A 22,175-nucleotide genomic window follows, 5' to 3' on the forward strand; every position below is an offset into this window, starting at 1 on the left:
ACACCCTTATGCGCGGCGGCGAAAGCATGGCCTTTTGGCGGGGGCAAGTTTGCCGCAGGGTTCAGGCCGGCGCCTGTTCGTACCAGCCGCGCGTGACCTTTACCCCGTGCACGATCGACAGCATCACCGGCACTTCCACCAGCACGCCCACCACCGTGGCCAGCGCCGCACCCGATTGCAGCCCGAACAGGGAAATCGCGGCCGCCACTGCCAGTTCGAAAAAGTTTGACGCACCGATCAGCGCCGCCGGCGCCGCCACGCACCAGGCCACCCCCAGGCGGCGCGACAGCCAATAGGCCAGCGCGGCATTGCCATAGACCTGGATCAGGATCGGCACGGCCAACAGCGCGATCACCACCGGCTGCGCCACGATCGCCCGGCCCTGGAAGCCGAACAGCAGCACCAGCATGGCCAGCAACGCGACCAGCGAAACCGGGCCAAGCGCGGCCAGCAGCCTGCCGAGCGCCGGCTGTCCGCCGCGCGCCAGCACAGCCCGTCGCAACACTTGCGCGGCAATCACCGGCACCACGATATAGAGCACGACCGACAGCAGGAGCGTGGCCCAGGGCACCTGCACCGCCGCCACGCCCAGCAGCAGGCCGACCAGCGGCGCGAACAGGAACACCATGATCACGTCGTTGAGCGCCACTTGCGACAGCGTATAGGTCGGCTCCCCATCGCAGAGGTTGGACCACACGAACACCATCGCCGTGCACGGCGCGGCCGCCAGCAGGATCAGCCCGGCGATATAGGATGGCCCCTGCCCGGCCGGCAGCAGCGGCGCGAACAGCCAGCCGATGAACAGCGTGCCCAGCAGCGCCATCGAAAACGGCTTGACCGCCCAGTTGATCAGCAGGGTTACACCCACCCCTTTCCAGTGCTGGCGCACCGCACCCAACGCCGCGAAATCGATCTTGAGCAGCATCGGCACGATCATCAACCAGATCAGCCCTGCCACCACCAGGTTGACCTGTGCCAGCTGCGCGGCGGCAATCGCGGCAAACAGCCCGGGCAAGACCTGGCCCAGCGCCACGCCGGCCACGATGCACAGTGCCACCCACAGCGAGAGATAGCGTTCGAACGTGCCCATGGTTCAGATCACCCGCTGCCCGGCAGCATCGACCACAACCTCGCCATCTTCCTTGGCAAAGGCGCCCAGCTGCGCATGGGGCAGCAGGTCCAGCACCGCTTCGGACGGGCGGCACAGCTTGACCCCCAGCGGCGAAACTACCAGCGGGCGGTTGATAAGGATGGGATGGGCCATCATCGCATCGATCAGGGCGCTGTCATTCAGCGCGGGATTGTCGAGGCCCAGTTCGGCATAGGGCGTGCCCTTTGCACGCAACAGTTCGCGCGGCGTGATGCCGGCGCGGACGATCAGCTGCGCCAGCAGATCGCGCGCCGGCGGCGTCTTGAGGTATTCGACCACGTGCGGCTCGATCCCGGCATTGCGGATCAGCGCCAGCGTATTGCGCGAGGTGCCGCATTCCGGGTTGTGGTAGATGACGATGTCGACGCTCACGCCGCAGATCCTTTCAGCAACAGGGGGATAGCGCGGCGACCAGCGGCGCGCACAGCGCGGCATTGCCCGCGCAGCAATCGGTGACCAGGAACAGCATCACGGCGCGCAGGCCATCAAGGTCTGCCCGATAGACGATCGTGCGCCCTTGCCGTTGTGACTGCACCAGCCCGGCGCGGGCGAGGATGCCCAGATGCGCCGACATGGTGTTTTGCGGCACGCCGAGCAGGCGGGCGATTTCGCCCGCTGCCAGCCCGGCCGGCTCGTGCCGCACCAGCACGCGAAACACGTCCAGCCGCGTGCCCTGCGCCAAGGCACCCAGCGCCGCTATGGCCGAATCACTATCCATATATCCAGATTAATGGATATGTTTCGCGTTGACCAGTCCCGGTGCGCTAGGAAATCGCCGGCGCCAGGCGATCGACCAGGATGGCGCTGGCCTGGTTCAGCCCGATCAGTTCCACCGCGATGCCATGATGGCGCATCTTGGAAACCACGTCTTCCAGCGCGCCCACGGCGGTGACGTCCCACAAGTGGCTGGCGGTCAGGTCGATCCGCACGCGCCTGGCATCATCGCGCAGGTCAAACCGGTCGGCAAAGATATCCGCGCTGGCAAAGAACACCTGGCCCGTCACGACATAGGTGCGGGTATCGCTGGCCGCGTCATAGCTGTCGCGCACTTCCATCATCCGCGTCACCTTGAAGGCAAAGAACACCCCGCTCAACAGCACGCCCACGGCAACACCGGCGGCAAGATCGTGGGTGGCCACGGTCACCAGCACGGTGGCGACCATGACCACGCCCGAAACCTTGGGATGGCGCGCCAGATCGCGGATCGAGCCCCACGAAAACGTGCTGATCGACACCATGATCATGATCGCCACCAGGGCCGCGACCGGCACTTGCGCCACCCACGGGCGCAGCGGCACCATCACGACGAGCAGGAACACCCCGGCAACCAGCGTGGACAGCCGCCCGCGGCCACCATAGCGCACATTGCCCACCGTCTGGCCGATCATGCCGCACCCGGCAATGCCGCCAAACAGCCCGGCGGCAAGATTGGCCAGGCCCAGGCCGGTGCACTCGCGCGCCTTGCTGCTCGATGTTTCAGTCAGATCATCGACCACGCTGGCGGTCATCATCGATTCGAGCAGGCCCACCGCCGCCACCGCCAGGGCATAGGGCATGACGATGCGCAGCGTTTCCCACGCCATCGGCACGCCGGGCCAGGTCAGCGAGGGCAGAGTGGCAGGCAGGCGGCCGAGGTCGGCCACGGTGTGGACCGGCATGGGAAACGCCATGCTGATCGCGGTCAAGGCCACGATGCAGATCAGCGGCGAGGGGATCGCCGTGGTGATGCGCGGCGCCAGATAGATGATCGCCAGGCCAGCCGCGATGAGGGCATAAGTATGCCACGTCACATCGAGCATCTGCGGCACCTGCGCCGAAAAGATCAGGATGGCGAGCGCGTTGACAAAGCCTGTCCGCACCGAACGCGAAACGAAGCGCATCAGCACGTCGAGCTTGAGCAGCCCGAACACGATCTGGAAAACGCCGGCGAGCAGCGTGGCGGCCAGCAGATAGGGCAGGCCGTGGGCATGCACCAACGCTGCTGCAACCAGCGCGACAGAGCCTGCCGCGCCCGAAATCATCGCAGGGCGCCCACCGGCAAAGGCAATGACGATGCCGATCACGAACGAGGCGAACAGCCCCACTTCCGGGTCGATCCCGGCGACGAAGGAAAAGGCGATAACCTCTGGAATAAGCGCAAAGGTGCCGACCATGCCGGCAAGGATGTCGCGCCGGGCGCTGGTGGCGCTGTCCCACCATTCGGCGCGATAGCGCGCAAAACTGCTGTTGTTCATGCTGTAAAAAACCGAGGAGGTCGCAACGGGCGATCAGGCGGCCGATCTGGCGGGCAGCAGGGGCTGCCAACGGCCGGCCACAGGGCTGAAAGCGCCCCGGCGACAAGCATTGTCCGGCGGATTGGCGGCCGGAATAGCCACCCGGGGTTGCACCGGGTCCATGCGATTGGCGCCTCCCTATCGCCGCGCGGCGCCCAGGGCAATGCCCTGCGTGCAGAGAAAAAATCATGGCCCGATCTGATCGGGCCTGCCCCAAAGGCCATGGAATATGCCGTGGGCAATACCCATAACGCGGGCTGACACCCCGCCGGGCGCCCGCTGCCCGGCTGCCCAGCCCCAGGAGAATTTCCCCTGTCCGACATTCTTGCTACCGCCCGCCGTCGCCACACGGCCAAGGCCTATGACCCCACGCGCCGCATCAGCGACGCTGATATCGAAACGCTGGAAAACCTGCTGCGCTTCAGCCCGTCGAGCACCAATCTCCAGCCCTGGCACTTCATCGTGGCCGGCACGGACGAAGGCAAGGAACGCGTGGCCAAGGCCGCGCAGGAACGCTTTGCCTTCAATGCCAAGGCCATCCGCGATGCCTCGCACGTGGTGGTCTTTGCCAGCCTGATCGATGCCAGCGCCGAACACATCGCCCGCATTACCGCCCAGGAAGAGGCTGATGGCCGCTTTGCCGCCGATCCCGAAGGGATGAAGGCGCGCGCCAATGGCGGGCGCATCACCTTTTCGGGCATCCACAAGTTCGACACGCGCGACCAGCAGCACTGGCTGGACAAGCAGGTCTATCTCAATCTCGGGCAGTTCCTGCTGGGCGCGGCCACGCTGGGCATCGATGCCACGCCGATGGAAGGGATCGACACGCGCCTGCTCGACGCTGAATTCGGCCTGCGGGACAAGGGCTTCACCAGCCTGTTCGTGGTCGCGCTGGGCTATGCCGACAAGGATGCCGATTACAACGGCCGCCTGCCCAAGTCGCGCCTGCCGATCGAAACGATCATCACCCGCGTCTGAGTGAGCGGGCGGTAAAAGCCTGCGCGCTGGGGCAAGCCCCGGCGCGCAGGCTTTTACACACACCCTTGCGCAAGCGCCCGCGATTGCCGATGGACGGCGACCGGGCATGACACACACGCAAGGCAAACTTTTCCCCCTCTGGCGCGGCGGCGCCGTGGTGCTGTTCGCGCTCTGCGGCCTGGCAGGCCTGGCGGCGTCCGGCGCGGGCGCCCCGCCAGTGACGGTCCAGCCCCACGCGGCCCAGCAGCCCGCACCGCCACCCGCACCACCGCCGGCCTGGCAGCATCGCAGCTGGACCGCGCGCGATCATGCCCCGCGCTTTGTGCAATCCCTGGCGCAAGACCGGGATGGCTTCCTGTGGGTGGGCAGCGTCGAAGGGCTGTTCCGCTTCGATGGCACCACGTTCGAGGCGGTGCCGCCGCCGCCCGGCCATCCCCGCGCCGCCACCGCCGTCAGCGCACTGGCCGCCGCGCCCGATGGCAGCATCTGGCTGGGCTATGCCGGGCGCGGCGGCGTGGCGGTCTATCGCGACGGGCGCCTGCACGATGCCGGCCGCCCCGGCGATGCCGCCGAAATCACCAGCATCACGATCGGCCCGGATGGCGAGCCGTGGATCGCGGTGGGCGATGGCGAGCACGCGGTCTATCGCCACACCGCCGCCGGTTGGCAGGCGATGATCGCCCCCACGTTCGACACCAACGAGGCCGAACCGCAGTTGCTTTCGCGCCAGGGGGATATGTGGTTCGTCACCTGGGGCGGGCAGCCGTTCCGCTGGCCGATTGGGCCTGGCCCGTTTCGCCCCATGGCGGTGCCGCTCACCGTGTCGGGCGGCGGCGCCATGATGCAGACGCCCGACGATGCGCTCTATCTGATCGATTCCCACGGTCTGCGCCGCGTGCCGGATCGCGGCGCCGCCGCTCGGCTTGTCGTGCCGGGCACCGCGCTGCCATCGGCCAACTTCTATCGCGCCGTAGCCGATCCGTTCGGGCGGATCTGGGCCACCACCGCGATTTCGGGCCTGGTGGCGATCTGGCCGCGCAGTGGCGCGGTGGAGCGGATCGGCGAAGAGCAGGGCCTGACCTCTGATCGCGCATCTCCGATCCTGGCTGATCGCGATGGCAATGTCTGGGTGGGGACAGAGCGCGGGCTTGACCGGTTTTCTCCCTCACCGCTGCGCGTGCTGCCGAATATGGCGCCGCGCGGCGGCAGCGGTCTCCTGGCCACGGCCCAGGGTGGCCGTGTCTATCTTGCCAACGATGCGGCGGTATACCAGATCGATCCCGGCCAGGCGCCGCGCGCGCTGGCCCAGGTGCCACCGTGGGTCATGGGCCTGTGTGCGGGCGCCAATGGCGATGTCTGGGCGATCAGCCCGGATCATGCCCAGGTGGTGGCCGGGCCGCACCGTGGCCAGACGCTTCCCCTGCCCCGGCACGTGCTGGAAGTGAAGGATTGCGCCGCCGATGCCAGTGGCGCGCTGTGGCTTTCGCCCAGCGGCCTGGGGTTGTTGCACCAGGTGGGGGCACGGCTGGAACCGGTGGCGCTCGACCCCCGGCTCGGCCAGCCGCAAAGCCTGGCCTTCGACCGGCAGGGGCGCCTGGTCATGATCCTCGATCGGCGCACCATCGCCCGGCTCGATCATGGCGCGCTCAGCACCTGGGATGGCAGCAAGATCGGGTTCGAGCGGCCCGGCACGCTCAGCGTGCGCGCTGACGATGTGCTGATAGGCGGCACCACCGGCCTGCTGCGCCTGGATGACAAGGGCGTGCAGATCCTCGACGCGCGCGATCATCCCTGGCTGTTCGATACGCGCGGGGTGGTGTCCACCGCCGCTGGCCAGACCTGGCTGATCGGCTATCACGGCCTGTCGCGGGTCAGCACCGCCGCGCTCACCCAAGCCTTTGCCAACCCGATGCGGCCGATCCCGCACGTCACGTTTGATGATGACGATCGCCGCATTGCCCTGCCCCAATCCGGTTCGGGCGAACAGATCGTGCGCGATGGGCAGGATCGCGTCTTTGCCCTCACCCGCCAAGGCGTGCTTGAAGCATTGCCCTGGGCCAATCCCCTGCCCGAAACCCGCTTTTCGCTGTTCGTACGCGCGCTGGGCGCCAATGGCCACGAATGGCCAGCGCGGCCGGGCCTGGCGCTGCCGGTGGGGACGACGCAGGTGACCATCCGCTATGGCGTACTCGATCTCGCCACCCCGGCGCAGCGGCGCTTTCGCGTGCGGCTTGGCGGGCTGGACGATGGCTGGGTGGCCAATGGCACCGCGCAAGACATCTCCTATGCCAACCTGGCGCCCGGCACCTATCGCTTTGACGTGCAGACCACCGACCGCGAGGGCGCCTGGCAGCCGCAGGGCGCCGCGCTGATCTTCACCATTCGCGCGGCATTCTGGCAGACCACCTGGTTTCGCCTCGCCGTCGCCGCGCTGGTGCTGTTCGTGGCCCAGGCGCTCTATCGCCAGCGCACCCGCGTGCTGATCGCGCGCGCCAAGGCCAAGCGCGAGGGGCAGATCGCCGAGCGCGAGCGCATCGCGCGCGAATTGCACGATACCCTGCTGCAAGGGGTGCAGGGCCTGATCCTGCGGTTTCAGGCCGTGGCCGCGCGCGGCGCACTCGATCGCACCACGCGGGCCGAACTCGATGCCGCGCTCGAACGCGGCGATGACGTGGTTGCCGCCGCGCGCGACCGCGTGATCGACTTGCGCTCCCCGGCGCCCGATGCCGTCGATCTGGCGCGCGCGCTGGCGCCGCTATGCAGCGATGGCCATGTGCCGCCCGTGATCCTGCGCTGCAGTGGCAAGCCGCGCACGGTGGCGATCGCCGTGGCCGAGGAGTGCGTGGCGATCGCCCACGAAGCGGTGGCCAATGCCCGCCGCCATGCCCAGGCCCAGACCATAACCATCGCCCTGCATCACGGCCGCCGCATGCTCACCCTGCGGATCAGCGATGATGGCGTCGGCTTTACCGGCGCGATGCAAGGCGCGGCGGGCCATTTCGGCTTGGTCGGCATGCGTGAACGCGCCGCCACGCTGGGCGCGCGGATCGAAATCCGCAACGGCGCCACCGGCGGCGTGGTGGTGCAGTTGCAGGTGCCCGGCCGCCGCGCCTATCGCGCGTAGCGATCGGTGGCGCGGATCAGCTGATCGAGAATACCCGGTTCGGAAAAGGCGTGGCCCGCCCCTTCAACCAGGTGAAACTCCGCCTCGGGCCAGGCCTGGTGCAGCGCCCAGGCATAGTGCGCCGGGCACGGCATGTCATAACGGCCATGCACGATCGTGGCGGGGATATGGCGCAGCCGCTCTGCCCCGGCGAGCAGTTGCCCCGGCTCCAGCCAGCAGCCATGCGTGAAATAGTGGGTTTGGATGCGGGCAAAGGCCAGGGCGAAATGGCCATCATCGTGCTGCGCGCTGTTGGCCGCATCGGGCAGCAGGGTGATCGTCTCGCCTTCATAGAGGCTCCACGCCCGCGCGGCGGCAATGCGCTCTTCCATCGGCCCGCTGGTCAGGCGGCGGTAATAGGCGCCCAGCATGTCGCCGCGTTCCGCAGGCGGGATCGGCGCGACAAAGCGGGCATACTTTTCCGGGAACATCTGCGACACGCCGAACTGATAGAACCAGTCCAGCTCTGCCTGCGAACACAGATAGATGCCGCGCAACACCATCGCGCTGACGCGGTCGACATGCGCCTGGGCATAGGCGAGCGCCAGGGTGGAGCCCCACGAGCCTCCGAACACCAGCCACTGCTGCGCGCCGACCATCTCGCGCAGCCGCTCGATATCGGCCACCAGGTGCCAGGTGGTGTTCGCCTCAAGCCCGGCATGGGGAGTGGAGCGGCCACAGCCGCGCTGGTCGAACAGCAGCACGTCATAGCGCGCCGGGTCGAACAGGCGCCGGTGGGTGGGCGAGATGCCACCGCCCGGCCCGCCATGCAGGAACACCGCCGGCGTCGCGCCGGGCGTGCCGCAGCGTTCATAGGCGATGACATGCCCCTCGCCGGTATCGAGCGTGCCGGTTTCATAGGGTTCGATCGGGGGATAGAGCGTGCGCAACATCGGCCTATGTTGCGCCGTGGCGCGGCAAAATCAATCCACCCATTCCCGCGCCAGATGGCGCGCGCCTGCCAGCATCAGCACGGCCGCGAGCAGGTAGAAGCCCAGGCCGATCTGGATCGCCTGGCGAAGCGCATCGTTGCCGAAATGCGGCGTGAGCAGGTCAGACAGCTTGCCGATGGTCAGCGACCCCAGGCCCACGCCGATCAGGTTGTTGATCAGCAGGAACGCGGCAGAGGCCGTAGCGCGCATCGGTGCGGGCACCAGGTGCTGCACCGCGGTCAGGATCGGGCCGAGCCAGATATAGACCAGCGCCTGGGGCAACAGGAACAGCCAGAACGCCAGCGCGGCGCTGCCGGCATGGAGCCCGGCGACGAACAGCGGCACCCCGGCCAGGAACGCCAGCGCGGGCACACGGGCATAGGCGGCGCGGCTGCGCGTGCCCAGCCAATCGGCCAGCACGCCCCCGGCCATCACCCCGGCAGAGCCGCCCACCAGCAGCAGCAGGCCAAAGAACTGCGAGGTTTCGACCAGGCCCAGGGCAAACGAGCGGCGCATCAGCGAAGGCAGCCAGAACGCCAGGCCATAGCCCATCATCGAACACGATGCCGCGCCCAGCGCCAGCAGCCAGAAACTGCGCTTGCGCGCCAGGATCGCCAGAACCGCGCGCATCGCCGGCGCTTCCCCCGCTTGCGGACGGCGCGGATCGCGCACGGCCCAGGCAAACAGCGGGGTGAATGCCAGGCCGGCCAGGCCCACCGCCAGGAACGCCGCGCGCCAGTTCACCGCCGCCGCGACATAGCCACCCAAGAGGATGCCCGCTGCCGATCCCAGCGGGATGCCCAGCGAATAGATCGCCAGTGCGCGTGCCCGCCGCTGCGGCGGAAAGGTATCGGAAATCAGCGCATAGGATGGCGCTACGCCGCCGGCCTCGCCCACCCCCACCCCCAGCCGGCAGGCAAACATCGCCCAAAAGCCCGAAACCATGCCGCACAGCGCGGTAAACGCGCTCCACACCGCCAGCGAGGCCGCAATCACCCGCGTGCGCCCGCGCCGATCGGCCAGCCAGGCCAGCGGCAGACCCATGGTGGAATAGAGCAGGGCAAAGGCAAAGCCGCCCAGCGCGCCGAGCTGGGTGTCGCTCAGGCCCAGATCGGCCTTGATCGGCCCGGCGAGAATGCCCAGGATCTGCCGATCGATGAAATTGAACGTATAGACCACCAGCAGCATCGCCAGCACGAACGCCGGGCGGCGCAGCAAGGGCAAGCTATCGTGCGATTCTGGCGCAGGTGGCATTCGTCTCTCCCATTGAGCGCGGCGTGGACTTGGCTGTACCTTGCGCTGCCGGCCGGTTCCGGCATACTAGTGAAAAATGAATCACTCTTCAAATTAGAACTGGCTGCTCATGGCTGAAACCCGGACTTCTCCCGCGCCTTCCTCCGCCACGGCGGCACCGCAGCCCGATGCCGCGGCGGCAGCACCAGCGCCCCGCCCGTCCAAGGTGCCCAAGACCGAGCGCGGCCGGCGTACGCTGCGCGCGCTGCTCAATGCGGCGGCCGAAGAGTTTGGCGAAAAGGGCTTTCACGATGCCGCGATCAGCCAGATCACCGCGCGCGCCGGCGTCGCCACCGGCAGCTTCTACGTCTATTTTGACAGCAAGGAAGCGATCTTCCAGGCGCTGGTGCGCGATCTTTCGGGGCAGGTGAAGGATTTCGTCGGCCCCAGCATTGCCGCCGCGCCCAACCAGCTTGCCGCCGAAAGCGCCGGCCAGCTCGCCTATCTGAACTTCGTGCGCCAGCACAAGGAGATCTACCGGATCATCGATGAATCCGAATTCGTCGATCCGGCCGCCTATCGCGAGCACTACACCAATTCGGCCGCGCGCATCGCCGCCCGGCTCGAAGCAGCCGCCCAGCGCGGCGAGATCAGCGCAGGCGACAGCGAAGTGCGCGCCTGGGCGATCATGGGCATGAACGTGTTCCTCGGCCTGCGCTTTGGCGTGTGGGGCGATGAGGCCCCCGAAGCCGTGGTGCAGGAGGCCGGACGCCTGCTCGCCCATGGCCTGTCATCGCCAAGTGCCAGCGGGGAGGAACGCGCGTGACGGGTTCTGCGCCGTTCGCCCTGCGCCAGTGGACATCGCCCGATGGGCTGGCGCTGTCGGGCCGGGATTATGCCGCAGCGCCCGGCCCGGCGCGGCTGCCGGTGGTGTGCCTGCACGGCCTGACGCGCAATTCCCGCGATTTCGAGGCACTCGCCCCGTGGCTCGCCGCGCGGGGGCGCCGGGTGCTGGCGCTCGACATGCGCGGGCGCGGGCTTTCAGCGCGCGATCCGGCGCAGCGCTATGACGTGGACACATATGTGGCCGATGTCTGCGCCCTGCTCGATGGCTTGGGGCTTGCCCGCGCGGTGTTTATCGGCACGTCGATGGGCGGGCTGATCACGGTGGCCCTCGCCACCCACGCCCCCGCCCGCGTCGCGGCCGCCGTCATCAACGATATCGGCCCGGAACTGTCCCCGCGCGGCCTCGCGCGCATTGCCGGCTATGTCGGCAAGGGTGGCGCTATCGCCACGTGGGACGATGCGGCCAAGGCCTGCGCCACGCTCAACGCCGATGTCTTTCCCCACTATCGCGCGGCAGACTGGCTGGCCATGGCCCGCCGCCTGTTCCGCGAGGATGGCAGCGCGATCGTGGCGGATTACGATCCGGCCATCGCCCAGGCCTTTGGCAAGATCGTGGCCGATCCCGATCCCTGGGGCAAATGGCATGCCTTTGCCCAGGATCGCCCGGTCCTGGTGCTGCGCGGCACGGCCACCGATCTGCTGGATGAAGCCGTGGCCCAGGCCATGGTTGCCGGCAAGCCGCAGGCCCGGCTCGCCGCCATTGCCGGCATCGGCCACGCCCCGATGATGGACGAGCCAGACAGCCTCGCCGCGCTGGAAGCCTTTTTCGCCACCCTGCCCTAAGCCGCACCCCATGCCCCCATTGCCAGGGAAACATCCCGCCACGGCAGAGTTCACCAGCCAAAGCGGGTTCAAAGGGTTAAGGGCGTGGGCGCAGCAGCAACGGACAATGCCGATCGGCGGCGCGCAACCCGCGCCCTGCAGGCGCTCAATTTCTTCATGGCTGATATGCAGGCCGGCATCGGCCCGTTCCTCGGCGTGTTCCTGCAGCAGCGCGGCTGGCAGACGGGGCCGATCGGCACGGTGATGACCGCCGGCGGCATTGCCGGCATGGCCATGACCGTGCCGGCCGGCGCCTTTATCGATCACACCGCGCACAAGCGCTGGGTGGTGGTGATCACCGGCATCTGCACCGTGCTTGCCTCGTTCCTGCTCTTGTGGTCGCAGGCGTTCCTGGTTGTCGCCGGCAGCCAGGTCGCCACCGCGATTGCCGGCGCGGCGATCGGCCCGGCCGTGGCGGGGATTACCCTGGGCGTAGTACGGCAACGCGGCTTCAACGCGCAGAACGGCCGCAACCAGGCGTGGAACCATGCCGGCAATCTGGTCGGCGCCGGGCTGTCCGGCTGGCTTGGCTGGCGCTTTGGCATGCCGGCGATCTTCTTTCTGGCGGCAGCGTTCGGCGTCCTGGCGATCACCGCCGTGCTCTCGATCCCCGAACGCGCGATCGATCACCGCGCCGCGCGCGGGCTGGAACCGGAACACCAGGCCACCGCCAATGGCCAGGCCGAGGGCTTTCGTGAACTGCTGTCGAACAAGCCGCTGCTGATCCTCGCCGCCGCGCTCGCCTGCTTTCACCTCGGCAACGGGGCGATGCTGCCGCTTTATGGCATGGCGGTGGTGGGCATGGGCAAGGGCGATCCGGCCATGTTCACCGCCACCACGGTGATGGTGGCCCAGGCGGTGATGATCGTGGCCAGCCTCGCGGCGATGAAGCTGGCGCATCAGCGCGGCTATTGGCTGGTACTGCTGGTGTCGTTCGCGGCGCTGCCACTGCGCGGGCTGCTTGCCGGCGCCTTTATCGAACACTGGGGCGTGTGGCCGGTCCAGGCGCTCGACGGCATTGGCGCGGGCCTGCAGAGCGTGGCGGTGCCGGGCCTGATCGCCTGCCTGCTCGATGGCACGGGCCGCGTCAACGTGGGTCAGGGCGCGGTGATGACCGTGCAGGGCGTGGGCGCCAGCCTCTCTCCCGCGATCGGCGGCTGGCTGGCACAGATGCTGGGCTATCACGCCACGTTCTTCATTCTCGGCGGCTTTGCCCTCGCCAGCCTGGCGCTGTGGATAGGCTTTGCCGGCACACTGCGCCCGGCTTGCGCGGCCGGCGCGGGCCGGCCATGACGGCGTCGATGCCAACTGCAACCGGCGCCATCTGGGCGATAGCCAGCCTTGCCACTGCCGGCGTGATCGCGCGCCCGATGCGCTGGCCCGAATGGATCTGGGCCGCCAGCGGCGCCGCGCTGCTGGTACTGACCGGACTGATGCCCCTGCCCGCCGCCGGCGCCGCCGTGGCCAAGGGGCTCGACGTTTACCTGTTCCTGACCGGCATGATGCTGCTGAGCGAGGCGGCGCGCCAGCACGGCGTGTTTGACTGGGTGGCGGCGGCCGCCGTCAACCACGCCGGCGGATCGCGCGCGCGGCTGTTCACGCTGGTCTATGCCACTGGCGCGGTGGTCACCGTGTTCCTGTCCAACGATGCCACCGCCGTGGTGCTGACCCCGGCGGTCTTTGCCGTGGCGCGCAAGGCGCGGGCAGAGCCTTTGCCGCTGCTGTTTGCCTGCGCGCTGATCGCCAATGCCGCCAGCTTCGTGCTACCCATCTCCAACCCCGCCAACCTCGTGCTCTATGGCGGGCACATGCCGCCGCTGGGGCCTTGGCTGGCGGCCTTTGCCCTGCCCTCGCTGGCCGCGATCGGCGCCACCTATGCCGTGCTGCGCTGGTATTTCCGCCGCGATCTGGCCGGCACTTGCGCTGCCGTGGTGGAGCGGCCCGCCCTGTCGCGCGCGGGCAAGGCGGCGGTGCTGGCCATTGTGCTGACCGCCGGCGTGCTGCTCGCCGCCTCGGCGCTCGATCGCCCGCTGGGCCTGCCAACGGCCGTGGCGGGCCTCGCCTGCGCCATCGGCGTATCGCTGTTCGCGCGGCAATCGCCGTTGGGCCTGGCGCGCCACGTGTCCTGGGGCGTGCTGCCGCTGGTGGCGGGCCTGTTCGTGGTGGTAGAGGCGGTGGACCGCACCGGCGCGATCGGCGCCTTGGCGCGGATGCTGTCGCAGGCCACGGCCCAGCCGGCAACGACGGCGCTGGCCGCCGGCACGGTGCTGGCGTTTGTGTGCAACATCATGAACAACCTGCCCGCCGGGCTGGTCGCGGCCGGTACGGTGGCGCTGGCGCATCCGCCGCGCGTGGTCGTCGATGCCCTGCTGATCGGCGTCGATCTTGGGCCCAACCTGTCGATCACCGGCTCGCTCGCCACGATCCTGTGGCTGCAGGTGATCCGGCGCGAAGGCGAAGACGTGGGCTTTGCCACGTTTTTCAAGCTGGGCCTGATCGCGATGCCGCCTGCCCTCGCCCTCGCGCTGCTGTGCCGGGTGTTCCTGGCCTAGCTTAGCCCAGTTGGCGGTCCAGCCAGCTTGCGGCCAGGTTTGTCCACTGCCCGGCCGGCGCGTTGGCCGGGCCAGTGCCAAAGCCGTGGCCGCCTTCTTCAAAGAAATGCGCCTCCACCGGGCGGTGGGCGGCCTGCATCGCTTCGATGAACAGCGTGCTGTTTTGCCATGGCACGGCCGGATCATCGAACGAATGCGCCAGCATCACCGGCGGCGTCTGCGCGCCAACATGGCGCGCCGGCGATCGCCGCGCGATCAGCGCCGCATCGGGATGATCGCCCAGCAAGCGGCTGCACGAATACGCGTGGGTATAGGGCGGCTCCATCGCGATCACCGGATAGACCAGCACGCCGCAGGCCGGCCGTGCATCCAGACGATCGATCGCATCGCCCGGCGCGAACAAGGCCTCGTCATACCCGGTCAGCAGCGAGGCGGCGAGATGGCCACCAGCGGAAAAGCCGATCGCCGCCACCTGCGCCGGATCAAACCCGTGTGTGCCGGCCAAGGCGCGGATCTGCCGCATCGCGCGCTGGGCATCGGCCAGCGGCACATCGGCGCGCGGGGTCCAGCCTTCGCCGGGCAGGCGATAGACCAGCACGAACACGGTATAGCCCAGCGCGGTAAACCGCGCGGCCACGTCCACCCCTTCGTTGCGCACCGAAACGAAGGTATAGGCGCCGCCCGGAATGACCAGCAGCGCGCGGCCATTGCCGTGTTGCGGACGGAACACGCGCAGTTCCGGCGCGGCCACGTCGGTCACGAACGTGGCGGCCAGATCGGCCGCGCGCGCCACCGGGTGAAAGGTTCCACCCGGCGCCACGCGCCCCTGCCACAGCGGCACGGCCTCTGCCACCTGCCACGCCGGCGGCAGGGCGCTCGCCCCGATCGGGGTTTGCAGCGGCGCGCGCGCATGGCCCGCCGCGGCATCGGCAAACGAACCGGCCATCATGGCGCCCCCCAACAGGCCCAGCATGCCCCGCCGGTTGATTGCATGGTCCATCGCCCTTCCCTTCGCACGTTCGCGCTTTCCAGCGTCAATACTTGAAGCCGATGCGAATGCCATAGGTGCGCGGCGGCGCATAGCTTGCCGTGGTCGAACTCCACACCGGCGTCACCAGCGTGGGAATGCGGCGATCTTCCAGATTGTTGACGAACAGGTTGACATAGGCGTGGCCGCTGGCCTCGTCGAACTGCAGGTTGAGGTCGGTCTTGGTATAGCCATCGATCAGGCCCTGCGCGATGTTCTGCGCCGTGGCATAGCTGTGGGTCTGGTAATAGAAATCCACCGCCGGCGTGATCTTGGCGCCAGAGGCAAATGTGAACGTGTGGCCATAGCTGGCGCGCGCGCTGAACGTCGGGGCATTGGGCAGGCGCTTGCCGGTGTTGTCGGTCGTGGCGGCATTGATTGGCGCATAGCCCAGGAGCGGCGCAAAGATGTTGTACATCGTATCGGCATAGAGCAGCCCATCGGGCGTATTGGCAAAGCTGCGGAACTTGGCGTCCATCAGCGAGATATAGCCCGAGAAGCGATCGGCCGAGGTGGGCCGGAACGTGGTTTCCAGCTCCAGCCCGCGAATGCGCGCCTTGGCGGCATTGGTCGTCACCGCGATCGGCCCCTGCACCGGATCGACGATGATCGTCGAAACCTGCAGGTCGCGATAGTCCATCTGATAGGCGGTAAGGCCCACGAACAGGCGGTTGTTGAGCAGGTTGGCGCGCAGGCCCGCTTCATAGTTGGTCACGGTTTCAGGCGCATACTGGCGGAACGCAGCGGGGTTGGTGCTGGCCTGCAGGCCACCGCCGCGATAGCCGGTCGATACCGAGGCATAGCCGATCACGTCAGGCGTGATGTCGGCATCGAAGCCGACTTTCCAGTTCACCTTGCTGAACTTGGCCGCCGGGCGGTTGCTGTCATCGGTATAGGCGAGGGCAAAGGTCGGGCAGGTGGTGGAGCTGATATTGGCGCGCGTCACCGTGTCGCCCTGGCAGACCAATTGCTGCTCGCGCGAAAACACCTTGTCCCAGGTCGAACGCAGGCCCAGGTTGATGCGCAGGCCCGATACCGGCTTGAGCGTCGCCTGGCCGAACAGCGCCTTGGAACGGCTGCCCGTGCCCGAATAGGTGTTGACCACGTCCACCGCGCTGATCGTGGAAATCTGGTTGCCGGTGCCGGCCACCTTGGCGCCAAAGATGTTGTACACGCTGTTGAACGGTGCCGGCGCGGTGTTGCCGGCGTGCAGCAGGCGCTGGCCCGAGGGCTGCTTGTCTTCCGAGATATAGGCGCCGGCAACCAGCTTGATCGGCCCGCTTTCATAGTTCACGTCCAGTTCGTGCGACCAGGTCTGCATGCGCTGGTTGATGTATTCCTGCGAGAATACGCCGCTGGTTGCGGTCACGCCGTTGTTCTTGAGTTCGGAATAGCCAGCCAGCCAGGTCAGGCTAAGCGCGCCCGATGCGCGCCACACCATCTTCGAGCGCACGTCATAGCTTTTGACCGCCTGGCGATTGTTGGTCACCAGATCGAGGCCGGGATTGACCGCATCGCTCGGCACGATCACGCCCTGGCCAAACGTGCCAGCCTTGAGATCGGCATTGGGGTAATAGGTGTAGTTGCGCAGATAGACCGCCGGCACGGTGCTGTTGTTCTCGCCATAGGCGCCCGAAACGCGCCAGCTCAGGTTGGGCGTGATATCCCACTTGGCAGTGACGCGCACGGCCGAGAGATCGGTCTTGTCAAAGCGGTCGGTCTTGAACTGCGGGCCATAGCCGTCGTTGATCTGATGGAAGGCGGCAATGCGGATGCCGAACGTATCGGCAATCGGCAGGTCGATCGCGGCCTGGGCGCGGATATCGTTGAAGCGGCCATACTGCACGCTGGCGCTGCCACCCAGGTTGCGCCCCGGATCAGCGGTATTGATGTTGACGACGCCGGCCGTGGCATTGCGGCCATAGACCGTGCCCTGCGGCCCGCGCAGCACTTCGATCGAGGCCACGTCGAACACCGCCATGGTCAGCGCGGCGGAAAACGGATTGTAGATGCCGTCGATCTGCGTGGCGACGGTGGAATAGCCGCTGAAGCCGTTGTTGCTGCCGATGCCGCGAATGGCAAAGCCGTTCTGCGACAGCTTGAGCGAAGGCACCGTGGTGGCCAGCTGTTCGCCGGTGGTCAGCCCCTGGCGATCGAGCAGGCCCTGCGCGACGACGCTGACGGCGATCGGCGCCTTGCTGATGCGCTCGCTGCTCTTTTGCGCGGTAACGACGATTTCGGCGGGCGGCGTATCGGCCACTGCCTCGGGCGCGGCCTGCGGGGCGGCTTCCTGCGCCAAGGCGGTGGTGGGCGCCGTCAGGGCCAAAGCCAGGATGCCGGCCGAGCCGAGCAGGATGGTGCGATGGATCATGTGTCTCTCTCCCTGGTTGGATCGGCGCTGCACCGGCCGGGCCGGCGCGTGGTCGTCCGCGATTCGACGCTACGCCTACGCCATCATTTTCGTTTGCGCAATCGATTGCGCATCGATGCGCAAAAATTGCTCTGGCCGCCTTGGCGGGTGTCTCACGCTGTCACGTTGGCCGTCGTCAGGTGGGCTGTCGTCAGGTGGCTTGCGCTCAGGTTGACTGGCGCACCAGCAGGCGCGGCTCGATCCGCACCGAGGGCGCGTCTTCGCCGGCAATGCGCCGCATCAACAGATCGACCATGATCCGCGCCCCTTCGCGCAAGTGCTGGTCGATCGTGGTGAGCGCGGGCACGAGATGCCCGGCGATCGGCAGCCCGTCATAGCCGATCACCTTGATCGTGCCCGGCACGTCACAGCCCATTTCGGCCAGCGCCTTGAGCATGCTGGCGGCCGTCACGTCGGCGCCGGCAACGATGCCGTCGGGCATGCTGTCGAGCGCGCCCAGGTGCTTGGCCAGATCGCGATAGGCGGCATCGGGCTCGAAGTGCGAGGGCAGTTCCACCGGCGGCGGCAGGCCGGCAGCGGCCAGCGCGGCGCGCACCCCGGCCAGGCGCTCGCCAAATTCCACCCCCAGCCCCGGCCCGGCAAAAGCCAGCAGGCGGCACCCCCGCGCGATCAGGTGTTCGGCCGCCATCTGCCCGCCGCGGAAATTGTCCGATCCCACCGCGCAATGGCGCTGCCCTGGCATCTGCCCGCCCCACACCACCATCGGGCGATAGCGGCGGGCCATGCTTTCGATCACATGGTATTGATCCGATTGGCCGATCACCAGAATGCCATCGACCCGGCCGGTGCCGATATAGCGATCCAGCCAGCGCTCATCATCGGGCAGCACGCGCGAGAGTAGCAGGTCATAGCCATGCTCGACCAGGGCATCGGCGAGGAAGCCGATCATCGTGTTGAAGAACGGGTCAGACAGGTGCTGCAACGCATCGTGGCCCATTGGCACCACCACGCCCACCGTCATTGTGCGCTGGGTGCGCAGGTTGCGGGCGATTGCGTTGGGCTGATAGCCCAGCTTTTCCGCCAGGGCGACGATCCGGCTGGTGGTCTCTTCGCTGACCCGGCCCGTCCCGCTCAGCGCGCGGGATGCGGTTGCGGTGGAAACCCCTGCCAGTTCAGCAAATTGCTTGAGATTCATGTGGTCCGTTTCATCGTATCGCCGCTGCCGCCGGCACCATGGCGCGGCGGCTATCCCACGGCAAGGCCATGCCTGTGCCCAGGCGGGCGCCTATCCCGCCGGCTGGCCAAACGCGCGGCGCAAGGCCGCCAGCCGCGCCGCGATCAACCGGCGCGAGGGCGATGCATCGGGCACCACGCGGTCAAACCCGTGATAGGCGCCGGGGATCACCAGCAGTTCGGTCGGCACGCCGGCATCGGTCAGGCGCCGGGCATAAGTGATGTCTTCATCCACGAACAGATCGATCCCGCCCACCGCGATGAACGCCGGCGCCAGGCCGGCCAGGCGCGCGCAGCGGGCCGGCACCCCGGCCGCCGGCACCGCACGCGATCCCGGCGTGGCGCCCAGGAAACTCTCCCAGCCAAAGCGATTGGCCTGCGCGTCCCAGCCCAGCTTGCCGATGCCCGGAGGCGGCATCACCGTGCTGCCGGTGCGATCATCGAGCATGGGATAGGTCAGCACCTGCAAGACCAGCGGCACCTCGCCCCGGTCGCGCGCCTGCATCGCCAGCAGGGCGGCATGGCCGCCGCCGGCGCTTTCGCCCATCACCGCCAGCCGCCGCCGATCGACGCCCAGCGCCTCGGCCTGGTCATGCAGCCAGCGCAGCCCGGCATAGGTTTCCGCCACCGACCGGGTAAACCGTGCCTCGGGCGCCAGGGTGTATTCCACCGAGACGATCACGCAATCGAGCGCGTGGGCAAAATCCTGCAGATAGCCGCGTTCGGCCAGCGCGGAACCGGCGACGAAACCGCCGCCATGGGTGTGCAGGATCGCCGGGCGCGGGCCACCGCTGGCCCGGCTGCCGGCCCCGCTACTGGCATTGATCACCTGCACCGTTACGTCGGGAATGCCTGGACCCACCGCGATCTTGCGCGCTTCCACCGGCACATCGGGGCGTAGCGGCCCGGCCATCGCCGCCCCGCCCCCCCGCAGGATCGGCAGCCGCGCGGTGGTCAACGGGGAAAGCTTGGCCCCCATGGCCAGGACAGTGGCTGCGCCCGCGCGCAGTTCGGGATCGACGCCGGCCAGTGGATCGGCGGCAGCTGCGCTGGCAAAGTCCAGCCCGCCGATGCCCAGGCTGCTCAGGCCCATTCCACCCAGGCCAACCCCCAGCGCCACGCCACCCCGGCGCAAGACCGACCGTCTGTTGATCATCACCTTCTCCCTCGCCGTCGCAGCCATGCCATCTTGCATAAGGCGGCTATTTGCACAATCGTTTACTCAAACGCGCAACAGCGCCATCCTGAAAGGCTCACCACCCGATGTTCGCAGCCTTGTTACCACGCCTTGCCGCCCCGGCGCTGGCCCTTCTCGCCGCGCTACCCGCCGTGGCCCATGCCGATGCGCCCATGGCACCGCCCCCCGTGCTGGAGCCCGCATTCCGCGCCCATGTCCTGTTGGGGGAAAGCCTTGACGTGGGCCAGACGCCGCGCGGCGGGCGCAGCCTGGTGCGCATAACCGGGGGCACGGTCGATGGGCCCATGCTGCACGGCGTGGTGCTGCCTGGCGGGTGGGACTGGCAGTTGCACGGCGCGGGCGGCTGCATCGAACTGCATGCCGACTATATGCTCAAGGCCGCTGATGGGGCCGTGATCAACGTCGTCAACCACGCCAAGGCCTGCCCCGGCCCCCACGGCGAAAAGCCACAGATGGTGGGCATGCCGATGTTCGAGGCGCCGCTCGGCCCGCAAGGCTGGCTCAATAGCGGCGCCTATGTCGCCACGGTCACCGGCGGCAATGACCCGGCCCACCCGGCTGTCGACATCGCCGTCTACAAGGTGCGCTGATCAGCGGCGGGCGGTCTTGGGTGGCATGGCGCAGGCCGTCACGCCGCCCTTGGTCTTGGCCACCAGCGGATAGCGGCACAGCGGCCGCTCCCGCCCGGGCCAGGGCGTGGCCGGGCCGGCCTTGGCCGCCAGCGCTTCGGGCGCCTTACCCTGCTCCACCCAATCGACCAGCGCGCGCAACGCGTCATAGCGATCGGTGGCCGGGCCACCGGCGCAATGCGCCATGCCCGGCACCGGAAACACGCGGGCATAGCTGGCCGCACGCCCGCCACTGTGGCGATCGAGCGCGCGCCACCAGCCCAGCGTATCGTTGAGCGAAAAGACCGGATCTGAGCCGCCATGCGGCACGATCAAGCGGCCGCCGCGCGCCTGGAAGCGATCGAGATCGGGCACATGGGCGCCCACGTCCTGCCAGGCAGAGCGCGGCCAGCCCGGCGCAGTGGCGGTCACCGCCGCGGCATCGCGCGCCGGATCAAACGCCAGTTGCGCCGCCAGGATGGCATCGGGGGCCAGCGGCACATTGCCCGGCGGCGTGGCAAACAGCACCACGCGCGATGGCCCGCCCAGCACAACGTTGAGCGCCGGCACGCGCCCATCGGGGCTGCCGGTCATCCAGATGCGCCAGCCTGGATCGAACCAGCCGGCGTCCCAGCCAAAGCCGGGATAGATCTGCCGCCCGGCGCCATCGCGCACCCCGTCGTGAATCTGCTCCAGCGCGGTGACCTGGGCCGGGCTCAGGCCGGCGGCGCGCAATTGCGGCACGACCAGCGCGCTGGTGCAGCGCGCGCCATCGGCGACGATACCATCCTTGGCACCGTCCAGCCCGTCGCACGCCGCCAGGATCGCCTGGCGTACGCGCGTTCCGTCTTCCACCGAAAAGGCGCGGGCAAGGTTTGCCACGCTGGGCGCGTCGCCGCGCGCGGCCAGCACGCCGCCCATCGCCTTGGTATTCCACGCCTCTGCCAGGGCGGCGCGCGGCAGGGCAAAGCCCGGCGCCGCAGCGACGATGCCGTTGTAGAGATCGGGCTCCTGCTGGGCCAGGACCATGCCTTCCTGCCCGCCCTTGGAACAGCCATAGAAATAGCTGAAGCGCGGATTGCGCCCGTAATAGGCCGCAACCAGCGCCTTGGCCGCCAGGGTTACCGGGCGCAGCGAAGCGCCGCCGTAATCGGCGCGGGCCTGGGGATCATGGGCAAAGGCCACCATGCCGCCGCGCGCGGGATCGGTGTTGGTGGCATTGTCATGCCCTGAATCCTGCGCCAGCACGGCAAAACCCTGGGCAAGCGCCGGCGCCTGGTCCATGCTGACCTTGCCGATCGCATCGCCCACGGTGCCGTTGGTGCCGCCCCCGCCCTGCATCAGGAAGCGCCCGTTCCAATCGCTCGGCAGGCGCAGGCGGAAGCGGATGGCATAGGCCTGGCCATCGACACCACGGCGTTCGTGCATCACGCCTTCGACCTCGCAATGGGCTGGCAGCACGGCCTGGGTGGGCGGCGCGTCGGGTTGGCCCACCAGCGGCACGGCATAGCCGGCCGGGCGCCAGGTTGCCGCAACGATCCGCGTGCCAGCCTCGGGCCAGGCAACATGGCCCGCCTGCGTCAGCGCGGCGCAGCTATCACTGCCCAGTGGCGCCGGCGCAGCCGCGGCGGCATGGGCCAGCGGGGTGAACGCGAAAACCGACATGCCGGCCAGCAAGCCGCCAAGACAACGCAGGGACACGCGCATCATTACCTCTTCCCGCCCGATC

General features: G+C 68.3%; 18 protein-coding genes and 1 other annotated feature. Of the genes, 7 read left to right on the top strand and 11 right to left on the bottom strand.

Annotation, left to right across the window (positions count from 1 at the left end; translation table 11 throughout):
• Positions 1–61: 61 nt before the first annotated feature.
• Genes arsB through SCA01S_RS06710 form a run of 4 tightly spaced genes read right to left on the bottom strand, consistent with a single transcriptional unit; the run spans position 62 to position 3,384 of the window.
• On the bottom strand, positions 62–1,090 hold the full coding sequence (gene arsB, locus SCA01S_RS06695; RefSeq protein WP_062784182.1) for an ACR3 family arsenite efflux transporter: 1,029 nt from the start codon (positions 1,088–1,090) through the stop codon (positions 62–64).
• Positions 1,091–1,093: 3 nt separating this feature from the next.
• Entirely contained in the window at positions 1,094–1,522 is a 429-nt protein-coding gene (arsC, locus tag SCA01S_RS06700; protein ID WP_022677753.1) for an arsenate reductase (glutaredoxin), read from the bottom strand.
• A 13-nt stretch (positions 1,523–1,535) separates the two neighbouring features.
• Positions 1,536–1,868 (bottom strand): ArsR/SmtB family transcription factor, encoded by a 333-nt coding sequence (locus SCA01S_RS06705; protein ID WP_022677752.1) that lies wholly within the window; start codon positions 1,866–1,868, stop codon positions 1,536–1,538.
• A gap of 46 nt (positions 1,869–1,914) precedes the next feature.
• Positions 1,915–3,384, bottom strand: a complete 1,470-nt coding sequence (locus tag SCA01S_RS06710; RefSeq protein WP_062784184.1) for a SulP family inorganic anion transporter — start codon at positions 3,382–3,384, stop codon at positions 1,915–1,917.
• Between the two features lie 107 nt (positions 3,385–3,491).
• Positions 3,492–3,547 (bottom strand) — a sequence feature (sul1 is cis-regulatory element that is thought to sense ions involved in sulfur or methionine metabolism; They are found in Alphaproteobacteria).
• A 197-nt stretch (positions 3,548–3,744) separates the two neighbouring features.
• Between SCA01S_RS06710 and nfsB the strand changes: the two genes are divergently transcribed.
• On the top strand, positions 3,745–4,401 hold the full coding sequence (gene nfsB / locus SCA01S_RS06715) for an oxygen-insensitive NAD(P)H nitroreductase (RefSeq protein ID WP_281191319.1): 657 nt from the start codon (positions 3,745–3,747) through the stop codon (positions 4,399–4,401).
• Positions 4,402–4,507: 106 nt separating this feature from the next.
• Positions 4,508–7,525, top strand: coding sequence for a sensor histidine kinase (locus SCA01S_RS06720; RefSeq protein ID WP_062784188.1), 3,018 nt, complete (start codon positions 4,508–4,510; stop codon positions 7,523–7,525).
• Here the strand turns inward: SCA01S_RS06720 and pip are convergent.
• Together pip and SCA01S_RS06730 are read right to left on the bottom strand one after the other, a co-directional pair.
• On the bottom strand, positions 7,513–8,457 hold the full coding sequence (gene pip, locus SCA01S_RS06725) for a prolyl aminopeptidase (protein ID WP_062784190.1): 945 nt from the start codon (positions 8,455–8,457) through the stop codon (positions 7,513–7,515). The two genes, SCA01S_RS06720 and pip, sit on opposite strands and share 13 nt — an antisense overlap.
• Positions 8,458–8,487: 30 nt before the next feature.
• Positions 8,488–9,750, bottom strand: coding sequence for a spinster family MFS transporter (locus SCA01S_RS06730; protein ID WP_062784192.1), 1,263 nt, complete (start codon positions 9,748–9,750; stop codon positions 8,488–8,490).
• A gap of 109 nt (positions 9,751–9,859) precedes the next feature.
• On the opposite strand from SCA01S_RS06730, the gene SCA01S_RS06735 reads away from it, so the two are divergent.
• From SCA01S_RS06735 to SCA01S_RS06750, 4 genes are all read left to right on the top strand, one after another.
• Positions 9,860–10,555: a TetR/AcrR family transcriptional regulator gene (locus tag SCA01S_RS06735; protein ID WP_084390822.1), complete on the top strand. Its 696-nt coding sequence runs from the start codon at positions 9,860–9,862 to the stop codon at positions 10,553–10,555.
• Positions 10,552–11,418, top strand: coding sequence for an alpha/beta fold hydrolase (locus SCA01S_RS06740; RefSeq protein ID WP_062784196.1), 867 nt, complete (start codon positions 10,552–10,554; stop codon positions 11,416–11,418). Before SCA01S_RS06735 ends, SCA01S_RS06740 begins: the two co-directional genes overlap by 4 nt.
• Positions 11,419–11,502: 84 nt before the next feature.
• Positions 11,503–12,750 carry an MFS transporter gene (locus SCA01S_RS06745; RefSeq protein ID WP_062784198.1) on the top strand — a complete coding sequence of 416 codons (1,248 nt, stop codon included), beginning with the start codon at positions 11,503–11,505 and terminating at the stop codon, positions 12,748–12,750.
• Between the two features lie 8 nt (positions 12,751–12,758).
• Positions 12,759–14,009, top strand: a complete 1,251-nt coding sequence (locus SCA01S_RS06750; RefSeq protein WP_062784318.1) for an arsenic transporter — start codon at positions 12,759–12,761, stop codon at positions 14,007–14,009.
• Position 14,010: 1 nt separating this feature from the next.
• On the opposite strand, the gene SCA01S_RS06755 is transcribed toward SCA01S_RS06750, so the two are convergent.
• The 4 genes from SCA01S_RS06755 to SCA01S_RS06770 all read right to left on the bottom strand — a co-directional run bounded on the left by SCA01S_RS06755 (position 14,011) and on the right by SCA01S_RS06770 (position 19,796).
• Entirely contained in the window at positions 14,011–15,009 is a 999-nt protein-coding gene (locus SCA01S_RS06755) for an alpha/beta hydrolase (protein WP_062784200.1), read from the bottom strand.
• A 34-nt stretch (positions 15,010–15,043) separates the two neighbouring features.
• A complete protein-coding gene (locus tag SCA01S_RS06760; RefSeq protein ID WP_062784202.1) occupies positions 15,044–17,407 on the bottom strand; it encodes a TonB-dependent receptor in 2,364 nt (787 codons plus the stop codon).
• A gap of 205 nt (positions 17,408–17,612) precedes the next feature.
• Positions 17,613–18,602 carry a LacI family DNA-binding transcriptional regulator gene (locus SCA01S_RS06765; RefSeq protein WP_062784204.1) on the bottom strand — a complete coding sequence of 330 codons (990 nt, stop codon included), beginning with the start codon at positions 18,600–18,602 and terminating at the stop codon, positions 17,613–17,615.
• Positions 18,603–18,692: 90 nt separating this feature from the next.
• The gene (locus tag SCA01S_RS06770) at positions 18,693–19,796 is read right to left on the bottom strand and encodes an alpha/beta hydrolase (protein WP_245652475.1); all 1,104 of its coding nucleotides are present in this window, start codon (positions 19,794–19,796) and stop codon (positions 18,693–18,695) included.
• Between the two features lie 107 nt (positions 19,797–19,903).
• Here SCA01S_RS06770 and SCA01S_RS06775 point away from each other — a divergent pair, with 107 nt between their 5' ends.
• Positions 19,904–20,428 (top strand): DUF3237 domain-containing protein, encoded by a 525-nt coding sequence (locus tag SCA01S_RS06775; RefSeq protein ID WP_062784206.1) that lies wholly within the window; start codon positions 19,904–19,906, stop codon positions 20,426–20,428.
• Here the strand turns inward: SCA01S_RS06775 and SCA01S_RS06780 are convergent, their stop codons facing one another.
• Entirely contained in the window at positions 20,429–22,156 is a 1,728-nt protein-coding gene (locus tag SCA01S_RS06780) for a tannase/feruloyl esterase family alpha/beta hydrolase (RefSeq protein ID WP_218016391.1), read from the bottom strand.
• Between the last annotated feature and the right edge of the window lie 19 nt (positions 22,157–22,175).

This window comes from Novosphingobium capsulatum NBRC 12533, from assembly GCF_001598375.1.
Lineage (GTDB): Bacteria > Pseudomonadota > Alphaproteobacteria > Sphingomonadales > Sphingomonadaceae > Novosphingobium > Novosphingobium capsulatum.

Bases quoted from the DNA above. Each gene is read 5' to 3' on its own strand.
- arsB (WP_062784182.1), bottom strand. From the start codon at position 1,090: ATGGGCACGTTCGAACGCTATCTCTCGCTGTGGGTGGCACTGTGCATC.
- SCA01S_RS06705 (WP_022677752.1), bottom strand. From the start codon at position 1,868: ATGGATAGTGATTCGGCCATAGCGGCGCTGGGTGCCTTGGCGCAGGGC.
- SCA01S_RS06710 (WP_062784184.1), bottom strand. From the start codon at position 3,384: ATGAACAACAGCAGTTTTGCGCGCTATCGCGCCGAATGGTGGGACAGC.
- SCA01S_RS06720 (WP_062784188.1), top strand. From the start codon at position 4,508: ATGACACACACGCAAGGCAAACTTTTCCCCCTCTGGCGCGGCGGCGCC.
- pip (WP_062784190.1), bottom strand. From the start codon at position 8,457: ATGTTGCGCACGCTCTATCCCCCGATCGAACCCTATGAAACCGGCACG.
- SCA01S_RS06730 (WP_062784192.1), bottom strand. From the start codon at position 9,750: ATGCCACCTGCGCCAGAATCGCACGATAGCTTGCCCTTGCTGCGCCGC.
- SCA01S_RS06735 (WP_084390822.1), top strand. From the start codon at position 9,860: ATGGCTGAAACCCGGACTTCTCCCGCGCCTTCCTCCGCCACGGCGGCA.
- SCA01S_RS06750 (WP_062784318.1), top strand. From the start codon at position 12,759: ATGCCAACTGCAACCGGCGCCATCTGGGCGATAGCCAGCCTTGCCACT.
- SCA01S_RS06755 (WP_062784200.1), bottom strand. From the start codon at position 15,009: ATGGACCATGCAATCAACCGGCGGGGCATGCTGGGCCTGTTGGGGGGC.
- SCA01S_RS06760 (WP_062784202.1), bottom strand. From the start codon at position 17,407: ATGATCCATCGCACCATCCTGCTCGGCTCGGCCGGCATCCTGGCTTTG.
- SCA01S_RS06765 (WP_062784204.1), bottom strand. From the start codon at position 18,602: ATGAATCTCAAGCAATTTGCTGAACTGGCAGGGGTTTCCACCGCAACC.
- SCA01S_RS06770 (WP_245652475.1), bottom strand. From the start codon at position 19,796: ATGATCAACAGACGGTCGGTCTTGCGCCGGGGTGGCGTGGCGCTGGGG.
- SCA01S_RS06775 (WP_062784206.1), top strand. From the start codon at position 19,904: ATGTTCGCAGCCTTGTTACCACGCCTTGCCGCCCCGGCGCTGGCCCTT.
- SCA01S_RS06780 (WP_218016391.1), bottom strand. From the start codon at position 22,156: ATGATGCGCGTGTCCCTGCGTTGTCTTGGCGGCTTGCTGGCCGGCATG.